This is a genomic window from Streptomyces sp. PTL18 (assembly GCF_059510295.1).
The window spans coordinates 79,720-91,693 of record NZ_JCAJZO010000015.1; the positions used below are offsets into that span (position 1 = coordinate 79,720).

The following is an 11,974-nucleotide window of genomic DNA, read 5'->3' on the forward strand; positions in this document are numbered from 1 at the left end:
GGGGAGTAGTCCCCGGTACGGATGCTATCGTCGGCCAAGTAAATGGGGACAGTTCCCCGTTTTACTTCCCGCGGGCGGGATGCCCGCGGTCGTTCACGGGGAGGGGAAAGCATGCCCGGCACCGCACTCGTGCTCGGCGGCGGCGGACCAGTGGGCGGAGCCTGGTTGACGGGGGTGCTCGCTGGGCTGGCCGAGGCCGGGATCGATCTCGGCAGCGCCGACGTCGTGATCGGCACTTCCGCCGGTGCCGTCTTCGGAACCCGGCTCCGGTCCGGCGTCCCGGCCTCGGATCTCTACGAGCGTCAGCTCTCCGGAGCAGACGCGGTCCGTCTGCCGGTGACAGCGCGCCAGACGGCGCGCTTCCTTTGGGCGGCGCTCGGGTCCCGCGATCCCCAGCGATCCATCGAACGCCTCGCCCAAGCAGCGTTGCACGCCCGGACCGGCCCGGAGTCGGACGTCTTCGACACGGTCGGCGCGCTCCTGGGCGACGTACGCGACTGGCCCGAGCGGGAGCTGCGGATCGCCGCGGTCGACGCACAGAGCGGACAGACCGAGATGTTCGACTCGCACTCCGGAGTGACACTCCTCGAAGCCGTCGCGGCGAGCTGCGCCGTACCCGTCGTATGGCCGCCGGTCACCGTAGCCGGCCGGCGCTGGATGGACGGCGGCAGCCGTTCGACCGCCAACCTCCAGCTCGCACGCGGGTACCGCCGGGTATTGGCGGTCACGCCAGTCCCCCGGGCGGTCGGGCCGCATCCGAGCGCCGCGCAGCAGGCTGCGGAACTGTCCGACGACGGGGCACGCGTCATGCTGCTGTCCCCGGACCGCGCCGCGCGCCGCATGATGGGCCGCAACATGGCGGACGACACACGCCGGCCGGCTGCCGCCCGCGCGGGCCACGCCCAGGCCAGTGCGTTGGCCCCTGCAGTGGCCGATGTCTGGCAGGGGTGAGGTGCGTCAAAGCGCACACAGCCTCTCACATTCGGTGGTACGGAGCGTGCTGCTGTCCGAGGAGGATGCGGTGGCGAAGAAGGGTAAAGCTTGCTCGTCCGTGCATCTGGCGCGCGATCCGCTTGGGGCTCGGCCGGCGGACGCGGGTCGAGCGGTGGTTCCGGCAGGGTGCCGAGGCCAGTGAGGACGACGCCGTGCAGACGTTGGTGTTTCTGCTCGCCGTGGACTGGCTGTTCGGTGAGGCCGCCGAGTGGCGCCGCTGCCCGAAGCCGTGCAGCGGCGCGATTGACCTGCCCCTCCGTCGGCTATCGGTCCGTTCCGAAGTAGCGGTCTCCGAAGTCGCCGATGCCTGGCACCATATAGGCGTTCTCGTTGAGCCTCTCCTCGATGGCGGAGGTCACGATCCGCACCCCGGGGAAGCGTGCGCACACGGCCGTGATGCCTTCCGGCACGGTGATGAAGTTGACGAAGACGACGCGCTCCTCGGGCACGCCCAGTTCGAGCAGCAGCTCGATGGCGGCCACGGCCGTGCCGCCGGTCGCCAGCATCGGGTCGAGCAGGAGGACGTGGCGGTCGGCGATGTCGTCGGGGAGCGCGTGGTAGTACAGGTGCGGTCGCTTGGTCGTCCTGTTCCGCTGAATGAGGATCTTGCCGATCCTGACGCCCGGGATCACCGCCCGCACTTCGCTCTCCATGCTCTCCCCGGCACGCACGATGGGGACGGCGAGCAGCCCGTCGGCGAAGCGCAGCCCGTGGTAGGTACTGCCGACGGGCGTCTGGACGTCGTACGGCTCGAAGGGCAGGAGGTCGAGGGCGGCCTCGGCCAGGAGGCGGATGATGCGGCCGGCGTGGAAGACGAAGTCCTGGCGGCCGGCGTCACGGTTGCGGATGACGGTGTGCAGGGCGCGTAGCTGGTTCGTCTGGGGCAGCAGGTGGACGTTTCGGCCGAGGTACTGCTCGATGGGGGCGACGGGCGCGGGGCCGGTCCACGCGGTCGCATCGGTGGTCGGCTGCAGTGTGGCGGTCATCTCTGCTCCTTGCGTCGGGAGGGTGGTCAGTCGACCGGCGGCTGTTCGAAGGTGGGCGGAAGCTCCGGGGTCGCGGTGAACTGGCCTGCGGCGACCCGGTAGATCGACCTGCCGCCCGTGCGGTGCCACAACTCGCGCATCACGTGGACGAGCTTGGGGTTGTGCTCTTCCTCCTCCTCGACAGCTCTGGCGATGTGCCAGTCCCATTCACGGGCCCAGCGGGGGTCGGAGAGGTCGTCCGTCGCGGTGTCGAAGAGATCGTCGAGCGCGGTCAGCTTTCCGGGGCGGGAGAAGCGGCCGCGGGAGAACAGCACGCCCAGGATGCCCGTCCAGTAGGCCTTGACCACGTCGGGGCGCTGGGCAGCGGGGAGGGCGTCGGAGATGGCCCGCATCGCGTGCAGTGCGGTGATGAGATGCAGGAGCAGGAAGTCCCCTGGCTCGGCCATGTACAGCAGGGTGACCACGTAGGCGAGCTGGTCCCAGCCGGCAGCGGGGTCCTGCCCTTCGATCCAGCCGGGGATGTCGTGGATCAGGGGGTGGCCCTCGCCGAGCATCCGGGCGATCCGGTACTGCAGTCCGGACCTGAGCAACTCCGGGTGGACGTCGGCCGAGGTCTCGCCGACCAGGTTCTCCACCCATGCGCCGAGCTGCGGCTGGTGCGCCTCCCAGTAGCCGGCGATGCGCAGCAGCGACTCCTTCGGCCCTTCCGCGCCGAGCGCGCCGGAGGGGGCTGAGCGTTCGGGATGGCAACTCACATAGGAGAAGGCCAGGTAGGAGATGCCCTCGATGGCCATCCAGCGGTGGCCCGCGGCCAGTGCCCAGCCCAGATGGATGGTCGCGTGCTGGAGGGCTCCGGCCCAGCCGGGGAGCAGGTGCGGCAGGTAGCGGCGCAGCAGTTCGGGCATCCCGAGTTCCCGCTCGCGCCGGTCGAAGAACTCGCAGTAGGCGGCCCAGTCCTGGCGCTTGCCGACGAGTTCGAGCCAGTTGCCGTCGTCGATGGTCCGCCCGGGCGGCCTGGCCGGTTCGACCGCGCAGCCGTACGGCGTCATCCTGATGTAGTTGTCGTGGTAGTCCTTGATCCGCTGCGGCGCCACGCCGAGGCCGGCGAGCGCGACCACGGCGTGCTTGACGTGGTTGGTCAGGTGCCCGTTGAACTCGATGTGGTACGTACGGTCGTTCAGCAGCCCGTCGACGACCCCGTCGTCGGTGAGCGTGCCGAGGATGTACCCCACGACCTCGGGAAACGTCTCGGCCACGTGTGACGGCCGGGCGGAGGCGAGTTCCGTCCGCCCGTGCACTCCGTAGGTGACCGCGATCGAACCGGTCCCCGCCGCGTGCGCCATCTTCAGGTCGTGGGTGGTGTCGCCGACCATCACGGCGTGCTCGGGACGGGCGCCGAGCTGTTCGAGGATGCGCAGCCCCGACTCGGGGTGTGGCTTGGGGTGGGTGACGTCGTCCGCGCCGATCAGCACGGCGAAGTGGTCACGCAGTCCGGCCGCGGTGAGCAGGGCGTCGGCGCTGGCGTGGAACTTGCTCGTCGCCACCGCCAACGTCACGCCGCGACGCCGCAGTTCGGTCAGCCCTTCGGCGACGCCGGGGAAGACCAGTGAGCGGGCGCGGGGCAGGATGACGGTGCGGAACGCCTCCTGGTAGCGCGCGACGCCGTCGGCGACGCGGGGGTCGTCCTGCGGGACGCCCAGCAGCTTGGCGAACGCCTGCTCCAGTGGGAGACCTATGGTGGCCCGGACGTCCGCCTCGTCCCGGGGGCGCTCGCCGAGCGCCTCGAAGGCGGCGGCGAAGGTCTCGACGATCGCCCGCGGGGAGTCGACCAGCGTCCCGTCCAGGTCGAACATCGCCACGTGTGTCACGGCTGCCTCTTTTCCTTCCGTTTCGTCGGCGGTGCTCACTGCGTCTCCTCGCGTCGGAGCCGGGCGTGGGCGGCCGCGAGCCGGCCGCCGACCTCGGCGGTGTTGATGAGAACGGCCATGTTGGCCGTGGCGGAACGGCCCTCGGTGGCGCGATCCACGGCGCGCATCACGTACTTCGTCACCGCACCGCCCCGCACCCCGTCGGTCTCGGCACCGCTCAGCGCCGCGGCGATGGCCTCCTCGATGTCGTCCCCGTCGATCGCGTCCTCCTCGCGGGTGGGGCTGGTGATGAGGACACCGCCGGGGCTGCCCAGGGCCCAGTGGGTGTCCACGGCCCTGGCGATCTGTGTCTCGTCGTCCAGCCGGTGCGGTGCGCGCAGACCGCTGGAACGGCAGTAGAAGGCCGGGAAGTCGTCGAAGCCGTAGGAGATGACCGGAACGCAGTGGGTCTCCAGGAACTCCATGGTCAGGCGGAGGTCGAGGATCTTCTTCGCGCCGGCACAGACCACCGCCACCTTGGAGCGAGTGAACTGGATCAGATCCGAGGAGATGTCCATGGTGGTCTCGGCGCCGCGGTGGACGCCGCCGATGCCGGCGGAGGAGAAGAAGGTGATGCCGGCGAGTTCCGCCGCGACCAGCGAGGAGGCGACGGTGCTGGCGCCCATGCCGCCGGAAGCGAGGACGGCCGGCAGGTCCCTGCTGCTGACCTTGGGGATGTTGGGGGTGGAGGCGAAGCGTTCGATGTCCGTGTCGGTCATCCCGATCAGGATCCGGCCGCCGTCGATACCGATGGTGGCGGGTAACGCGCCACCGGCTCTCACGGCTTCCTCCACCTTGCGGGCGGTGGCCGCGTTGTCCGGGTAGGCGAGTCCGTGGGTGATCACGTTCGATTCCAGGGCCACCACCGGGTCGCCGTCGGCGAGGGCCGCGGCCACCTCCTCCGTGAAGACCAGCGGGACGGAATGCGGGCCGGGTATGCGTGTCGTCATGGGTTTCCTTCGAGGAACCGGGGTGCGGCGGTCAGTAGTTGGGCGTCTTGCGGAGCAGGTCCTGGCGGCGGACGATCTCTGGCTGGTAGACCTGCTCGTGCCAGGCCTCCTGCTCGACCGGTTCGATGGCGATGGAGACGACGTCCTCCTTGCAGCCGAAGGCGTTGCTCACCGCCGAGGTGAGTGCGGCCAGGAGTTCCTTCTCCTGTGCTTCGCTGAGGGCGACGGGGAAGTGCTTGATGTTGATGTGGGGCACTCCGACCTCCTGGGAGATGACTCGGGACGGGGAGACCTGGCCCGCGAGCGGGGAGCCGGCGGGGGTGCGCAGCCGGTCGTTGACCAGCGCGGCGAGTTGGGTGACGTGCGGCTCGCGCAGCAGTTCGTAGTGGCCGGACGGCAGTTGGTGCACAGCGGGCGGCCGGACGGAGAAGGCGCCCTCGTTCTCGACGAAGGAGTAGGTGTCGTCGTTGGCCTTGACGAGCGTCACGGGGGTGTTCAGGCGTCGCCCGGCCAGCTCGTGGAAGTCGTACGTCGGGGAGTAGGTGCGCTTGACGATGCCGGTGACGGCCCGGACCAGTTCCGAGCCGAGGCCGGGCAGGCGGCTGGTGACGAAGTCGACGAAGCCGTCCTCGTCGGTGACGGTGCGCAGGCAGTCGTCCAGTTGCGCACCGCTGAGGGTGCCGGCGAAGACGGAGTGGAGGACGGCGACGAAGGCCCGGTCGGCGAAGTCCGCCCGGCCCGTCGAGCCCGCCGTGTCCTCCTCGCGCAGGCGCGGCATGCCCGGGGCGACGAGGAAGAGGTGTTCCACCCGCTGGCCGGCCTGCTCCAGCAGCCGGGCCGCCTCGAAGGCGACCCGGGCGCCGAACGAGTAGCCGCACAGGATGTAGGGGCCTTCGGGCTGGACGCTGCGGATGGCCTCGACGTCCGCAGCCGCCATCTCGCGGACCGTGGTGCAGGGGACCTCGCCGCGGTTGATGCCGTGCGCCTGGATGCCGTGGACGGGCCGGTCCTTGCCCAGGGCGGCGGCCAGCGGGCGCAGGTTCATGGGGTAGCCGCCGAGGCCGGGCCAGCAGTGGATCGGTGTGCCGGTGCCCTCCGGCTGGAGCGGGACGAGCCGGGTGAGGGGCTCCGACGACTCGGCGTCCAGCCGGGCGGCGAGCTTCTCGACGGTGGGCGCGTCGAACAGCACCTGGAGGGGAAGTGTCGCTTCGAACGTCCTGTTCATCCGGTTGACGAGCGCCACGGCGAGCAGGGAGTTGCCGCCCAGCTCGAAGAAGTCGTCCGTGACGGAGATCTGCTCCTGCTTCAGGACGGTCTGCCACAGATCGCGGACGCGGCGCTCGGCTCGGGTGCGAGGCGCGACGTACGTCCTGGCGGCCAGGGAGAGTTCGGCTTGCTGTGAGGCCTCCAGGGCCTTGCTGTCGATCTTCCCGTTGGCGGTCAGGGGCAGCCTGTCCAGGACGGTGATCCGGTTGGGCAGCATGTAGCGGGGCAGCAGTCCGGCGAGGTCCTCCTTGATCAGCTCGGCCGGTCCCTGCATGTGGACCACGTCCTCCCTCATGTCCTCGCCGTGCAGCTGCTCGTCGCTGACGCGCCCGCCGACGAAGAAGTACGACGGTCCCGTGGGCAGTCCGCGGTCGGTGAGGATCCTGTTCAGCCGCTTGGCCGCGGGCAGGTCGTTGCCGGTCTTGGAGCTGTAGCCCGAGGACATGAAACCGAGGTTCAGGCCGTTCATCTGCAAGCGCTGCAGCTTGCTGCCCAGGTCGAGGTAGTGCCGCCAGGAGTCCGGGCCGGTGGCGACCAGGCTGATGCCGAGGCTCGCCCGCTCGTAGACCCGCTGGTTGATGGCGATGACGTGCTTCTTGAGCACCAGGTCGTCCGAGATGCGCACCAGGGAGCCGTCGGCGTACCGGTACTGTCCGGCCCGCAGACCGTCGACCCGGCCCGGGAGCGCCTGGACGTAGATGTCCAACGTGTCGGTGCTCCCGTTCGCCTCGTACGGTACGAGATCGAACGTGCCCAAGTAGTGGTCTTCCTCAGCGCACTGGAGTCGGCGCAGGACCGCGGGCCGGTACTCGGCGGCGGCGATGCCGAGGCCGTAGGCGGGGAGCACCTCCTCGAACAGGCCGACCATGTGCCCCGCCTCGATCTCCAGGACCTCCCGGATGTTGTTGCGGTAGACCGGCTCGATCGCGCTGTGCCTGCCGAGAAAGTGGATCCTCGCCTGCGGGCCGGACTGCCGCGGGGCGGGGCTGATCAGCACCAGGTGGTGGTGGAGCGGGTGATAGTAGTACAGGCCTGGGTCGATGCCGCCGATGCCGTCGAGTTCGAGGTACATCTGGGCGGCGTAGAGGGAGCCGGGCGAGGCGTAGGCATACTTGGGCAGCAGCCGCTGGTCGCTGAGGTACTGGCCGAAGTTGCGGAGGATCGCGCCGAGTTCGGCCCGACTCAGGCTCCCCGGGGTGCGCGGCGCGACGCCCGGCCGGGCGGCCGGGGCCAGCAGGCGAAGGATGTCGTCCCGGTTCACCTGTCCGCCCTCGTAGCAGCGGTACGTCTTGCGGGCGAAGGCCAGGGCCCGCTGCTCGGGCGTGGCCTCGGCGCCGGGGAGCGCGGTCACCGGGCGGCCGGCCAGGTCGGCGGCGTCGCGGCAGCCCGCATGCGACAGCTGCGCCCTGACCTGGAGCCTGCTGCGCTTGGACTGGTGGTGGGCGCCGTGGTTGCCCTGGTCCATCAGGGCGGCTTCCTTGGGGTTCAGCTCCACGAACGCGACCAGGTTCTGGAAGCCGGTGGCCTCGTCGTCCCTGAGCAGGACGGCCGAACTGCGGACCCAGTCGTGCGTCTCGATCGCCTGGCGTATCTCGTCCAGCTCGACCCGGTAGCCGCGCAGCTTGACCTGGTTGTCCGTTCGCCCGACGAACTGCACCGTCCCGTCGGCGTTGAAGTGGGCGAGGTCGCCGGTCCGGTACAGGCGGGCGTCGGGGGCGGACGAGAAGGTGTCCTCGACGAACCTCTCGGCGGTGAGGTCGGGTCGGCCGAGGTAGCCGCGGGCCACCTGGATGCCGCCGATGTGCAGTTCGCCGACCTCGCCGACCGCCGCCTGACGGCCGGCCGTGTCCAGGACGTGGAAGGTGGTACCGCTGACCGGCGTGCCGATCGGCATGACGCGGGGGCCGTCCTCCACCGCGGCACGGTCCACGACGAAGGCGGAGGCGTTGATGGTGCACTCGGTCGGGCCGTAGAGGTTGACGAGCGAGCAGTCCGGCACGGTGTCGAGAAACTGAGCGGCGAGGCTGCGCGACAGCGCCTCACCGCCGCTGAACACCTGGCGCAGCGAGCGGCACTCGGCGAGGGTGTCTGTGTCGAGGAGCGCCTGGAGGAGGGTGGGGACGCACTGCAGGGTGGTCACACCGTGTCGTTGGACGGTGGCCACGATCGCCTCGGGGTCCCGGTAGATCCCGGGGGCACCCATCACGACGGTGCTGCCGCACGCGGGGGCGAGGATTTCCCACTGGGCGGCGTCGAAGCTCAGCGGGGTCTTCTGGAGGATCGTTTTTCCGCCGTCGATTCCGAAGGCTTCGGACAGCCAGCGCATCTGGCTGACGATGCTCCGGTGCTCGATCATCACCCCTTTCGGTTTCCCGGTGCTGCCGGAGGTGTAGATGACGTATGCCAGGTCTTCCGGACGGGCCGCTTCGCAGGAATCCAATCCTGATGGCGAAATCTCCTCGCCATTGTTCTCCGTCGAATGGAAGGCATCCGAGGTGACGATCCGAACGCCAGTCGGCGACAGTTCCTGAAGGCGGGAACGTACTAATTCCTGAGTAAGGACGACTTCCACCCCCGCGTCCGCCATCATGTACGCGATCCGCTCCTCGGGATACTCCGGGGAGAGCGGGACGTACGAACCGCCGGCCCAGAGGATTCCCCAGACGTTCGTCATCAACTCCAGCGAGGGCTCCATGAACACGCCGACACGGCTGCCTCTGGTCACTCCGGCGCGCCTGAGACGGGCTCCCAGTAGCCGGACTCGGTCCAGCAGTTGGGCGAACGTCAGGCTCTGGTCCTCATGGACCACGGCGGTCCGGTGTGGTGCGGCACTCGCCTGTTCGGCGAGCAGCGTGGTCAGGCAGATGTCACCACGTCGGGTGTGGGTAATCGCGTGGGGGCTCATGGACCTCTCTTTTCCGCAGTAGCGGCATTTCCCAGGAACTCGCGCACTCGTGGTGCCCTGAGCTAATCACCGATGGAAGGCTAGGAGAAATTTTCCGGCCAGGTCAACAACTTGGGTGCACGTTCGCGGAAGTTGCTGCCGAATTATTCGATAATTCACTTGGCAGGCGCAGCCGCTGATTCCAGGCATGGCGAATTCACGCCCATGCTCGGCAGGGCAGGAAGTGAACAAGAGAAACAATGACTCCGGTCGCCCTCGGCAGGGACCGAGCCGGGGTGGATTCGCCGTGGCGACGAGAGTTGCTCAGCCGATCTGGCGGTCGCGGCCCGCGAGCAGGCCGGCGCCGATCTGCACCAGGGTCATCACCAGGATGAAGGCCAGGGGCGCGCGCCAGCCGCCCGTGTGGCCGTAGAGCACGCCGACGACGAGGGGGCCGGGGATCGAGAGCAGGTAGCCGAAGCTCTGTACGAACCCGGAAAGCCGGACGACGGTGGCGCTGTCACGGCCGCGCATGCTGATCATCGTCAGCGCCAGTGGGAAGGAACAGTTGGCGACGCCCAGCAGGAAGGCCCACAGCCAGGGCGTGGTGGATGCGGAGGCCCACAACCCGGCGAATCCCGCCAGTCCGCACAGACCGATTCCCGCCGCAATCCCGCTCTGGTTGCGCAGCTTTCCGGCCGCGGCCGACAGGGCGAAGGACAGCGGTACACCAAGGAGCGAGGTGCCGGAGAACAACAAGCCGGCACTTTGAGCGGACAGTCCGGCATCGCGGAACATCTGCGGCAGCCAGCCGATGATGACGTAGGCGGAACTCGCCTGCAGCCCGAAGTAGGCGGTGAGCGCCCAGGCGGTGGGATCCCGGGAGATCCGGCTTCGCGGCTGTGCCTGCGGTTCGCCCCCACCTTCGACAGCACCCGCCGCCCGTCCTTGGTGGCGGGCGGCAGCGAGCCAGGGCGGAACGGCGATCGCCGCCAGAATGGCCCAGACTCCCAGGCCGTATCGCCAGTCGCCGCCGAACGCCGCGGTCAGGGGAACGGTGACGGCGGCAGCGGTCGAGGCGCCGACGTTCAGCGCCATGGAGTACAGCCCCGTCACCGCACCCACCCGGTCGGGGAAGCGATGCTTGACGACGGCCGGAAGAAGCACGTTCGCGATGGCGATACCGGCCAGCGACAGCGCGGTCAGTGCGACGAACAGGGCGGCGTCGTGGGCGAACGGACGCGTCACCAGCCCGGCCGTGAGCAGCGCGGCACCGGCCGCGATCGCGCCACTCGCGCCGAACCGCCGTGCGAGGGCGGGGGCCGTCGAGCCGACCAGGGCGAAACACACGGCCGGGATGGACGTCAGCAGTCCGGCGACCGTGCCGCTCATGGCAAGGCTGTCACGGACCTCTTCAAGGACGGGCCCGAGGCTGGTGACGCCCGGGCGGAGATTCAACGCCGCGATCACGAGCGCCACCAGCGTCAGTCTGCGCAGCCGCTGTGAGCGGTGGAGGGACGCCGCCCGGTCGGTGCGTAAGACGGTGTTCTTGAGCTCTTCCTTCGTCACAGGGCCGATCATAGACTCATCCCATGACTCTAGGTCTAGTGGTTCAACCAATTCTTCAAACTCATATGATGATGGGATGACTATGGATCCCGTTCGCCGAACACCGCTGTCGGACCAGGTGATTGCCCGCCTCCGACGGCAGATCACCTCCGGCACCTGGCCCGTGGGCTCGCGTATCCCCACCGAGACGGAACTTGTCGAGCAGCTCGGTGTGGCGCGCAACACGGTGCGCGAGGCTGTGCGGGCCCTGGCCCACACGGGCCTGCTGGACATCCGCCACGGCTCCGGATCCTACGTCCGGGCGACCGGCGAACTGGCCGGAATGATGCGGACTCGCTTCGAGGAGGCACACACGGACGACATCGACGAGGTGCGCGGCGCCTTGGAGGTCCGCGCGGCCCGCCTGGCCTGCGCACGCCGCACGCCGGAGGATCTGGAGCGGCTGGACGCCCTGCTGACCCAACGGGACAAGGCCTGGTCGGACGGGGACCGGGTCGCTTTCGTGAACTCGGACGTGGCCTTTCACCTGGCCGTCGTCGCCGCGTCCCACAACACGGTCCTGGCCCAGTTGCACGCAGACCTGGGCGAGGTGATCCGGGTCTCGCTCCTGGACCACTTCGGTGAGGAGCTACGCCCCGAGCAGTTCCAGGACCACGCACGCCTCGTCGAGGCCATTCGGGAACGCGACGGCGACAGGGCGGCCCGCGAATCCGGTTCCTACATGGGCTGTGCTCCCACCCTGGGGGGCGACTGAGGCTCTTCCGCGTTGCCGCGGCAGAGCGAGGACGGCCGCAGGCGTCGACGACATTCGATGCGGACTGCGTCGGGGCCTGCGGAAGATCCGCCACGACTTCAGTCGTGCGACGCCGCCCTCGACCGGCGTCCGCGTTGCGGACAGCGCTCGGTTGACGGTCCGCTGGGCCGGCGTGAGGTCGCGGCCCGACGGGCGTCCGAGGGATGTCGTCGCCCAGGGGCCGACTCCCAGGTGGGCGCGGTCGGCGAGGAGGGAAGGCTCTGGCGTTCGCAGATCCGTTCGCAGATCCGGATGATCCGATGGGCGCCGGAGCGGGCTGGAGCGCCAGGCCCACCAGGGCGTCGACGACCCGTGCACGTCTTCCCCTCGGTCGCCCTCGCCGGCCCACCGGGGGTGGTCGGCGACATGCGGCTCGTGAGGTGACGGACAGCCGGCGGAGGGTACCCGGAACCACGGAATCCCGCGTTTCCCCGGCTGGAGTCACTGACGGGCACCCCAGAAGGAGGCGATCTCGATGACCTTCGTGGACGGAAAGATCCTCTGTGCGGCAGCCGGAGCGGAAGAAATCTTCCCGTGGTTCGCCATCATGTTCGGGATTTTGTTTGTGGCCCTCGTTGTCATGCTGCTCAAGACCAGGCACCGTTGAGCGGGCTCAATCGGATGCC

General features: G+C 69.3%; 8 protein-coding genes and 1 pseudogene. 3 read left to right on the forward strand and 6 right to left on the reverse strand.

Going from position 1 to position 11,974, the window contains the following annotated elements:
• Window positions 1–111 precede the first annotated feature (111 nt).
• Window positions 112–951, forward strand: a complete 840-nt coding sequence (locus AC5WS8_RS25670; RefSeq protein ID WP_496105821.1) for a patatin-like phospholipase family protein — start codon at window positions 112–114, stop codon at window positions 949–951.
• A 305-nt stretch (window positions 952–1,256) separates the two neighbouring features.
• Here the strand turns inward: AC5WS8_RS25670 and upp are convergent, their stop codons facing one another.
• The 5 genes from upp to AC5WS8_RS25695 form a co-directional block, all read right to left on the reverse strand.
• Window positions 1,257–1,979, reverse strand: a complete 723-nt coding sequence (gene upp, locus AC5WS8_RS25675) for a uracil phosphoribosyltransferase (RefSeq protein ID WP_496105822.1) — start codon at window positions 1,977–1,979, stop codon at window positions 1,257–1,259.
• A 26-nt stretch (window positions 1,980–2,005) separates the two neighbouring features.
• Window positions 2,006–3,847: an HAD-IA family hydrolase gene (locus tag AC5WS8_RS25680; RefSeq protein ID WP_496105823.1), complete on the reverse strand. Its 1,842-nt coding sequence runs from the start codon at window positions 3,845–3,847 to the stop codon at window positions 2,006–2,008.
• Between the two features lie 35 nt (window positions 3,848–3,882).
• Window positions 3,883–4,836, reverse strand: coding sequence for a pseudouridine-5'-phosphate glycosidase (locus AC5WS8_RS25685; protein WP_496105824.1), 954 nt, complete (start codon window positions 4,834–4,836; stop codon window positions 3,883–3,885).
• Between the two features lie 31 nt (window positions 4,837–4,867).
• The gene (locus AC5WS8_RS25690) at window positions 4,868–9,007 is read right to left on the reverse strand and encodes an amino acid adenylation domain-containing protein (protein ID WP_496105825.1); all 4,140 of its coding nucleotides are present in this window, start codon (window positions 9,005–9,007) and stop codon (window positions 4,868–4,870) included.
• A 303-nt stretch (window positions 9,008–9,310) separates the two neighbouring features.
• A complete protein-coding gene (locus AC5WS8_RS25695; protein WP_496105826.1) occupies window positions 9,311–10,555 on the reverse strand; it encodes a CynX/NimT family MFS transporter in 1,245 nt (414 codons plus the stop codon).
• 76 nt (window positions 10,556–10,631) lie between these two features.
• On the opposite strand from AC5WS8_RS25695, the gene AC5WS8_RS25700 reads away from it, so the two are divergent.
• Window positions 10,632–11,309, forward strand: coding sequence for a FadR/GntR family transcriptional regulator (locus tag AC5WS8_RS25700; RefSeq protein ID WP_496105827.1), 678 nt, complete (start codon window positions 10,632–10,634; stop codon window positions 11,307–11,309).
• A gap of 9 nt (window positions 11,310–11,318) precedes the next feature.
• Here AC5WS8_RS25700 and AC5WS8_RS25705 read toward each other — a convergent pair.
• Window positions 11,319–11,614 (reverse strand): annotated as a pseudogene (locus AC5WS8_RS25705) (transposase family protein); the annotation flags it as partial.
• 209 nt (window positions 11,615–11,823) lie between these two features.
• Between AC5WS8_RS25705 and AC5WS8_RS25710 the strand changes: the two are divergent.
• The gene (locus tag AC5WS8_RS25710; RefSeq protein WP_496105828.1) at window positions 11,824–11,955 is read left to right on the forward strand and encodes a hypothetical protein; all 132 of its coding nucleotides are present in this window, start codon (window positions 11,824–11,826) and stop codon (window positions 11,953–11,955) included.
• The last annotated feature ends 19 nt before the right edge of the window (window positions 11,956–11,974 follow it).

Excerpts from the sequence above, each read along its gene's own strand:
- AC5WS8_RS25710 (WP_496105828.1), top strand. The coding sequence starts at position 11,824 with ATGACCTTCGTGGACGGAAAGATCCTCTGTGCGGCAGCCGGAGCGGAA.
- AC5WS8_RS25685 (WP_496105824.1), bottom strand. The coding sequence starts at position 4,836 with ATGACGACACGCATACCCGGCCCGCATTCCGTCCCGCTGGTCTTCACG.
- AC5WS8_RS25690 (WP_496105825.1), bottom strand. The coding sequence starts at position 9,007 with ATGAGCCCCCACGCGATTACCCACACCCGACGTGGTGACATCTGCCTG.
- AC5WS8_RS25700 (WP_496105827.1), top strand. The coding sequence starts at position 10,632 with ATGACTATGGATCCCGTTCGCCGAACACCGCTGTCGGACCAGGTGATT.
- AC5WS8_RS25670 (WP_496105821.1), top strand. The coding sequence starts at position 112 with ATGCCCGGCACCGCACTCGTGCTCGGCGGCGGCGGACCAGTGGGCGGA.
- upp (WP_496105822.1), bottom strand. The coding sequence starts at position 1,979 with ATGACCGCCACACTGCAGCCGACCACCGATGCGACCGCGTGGACCGGC.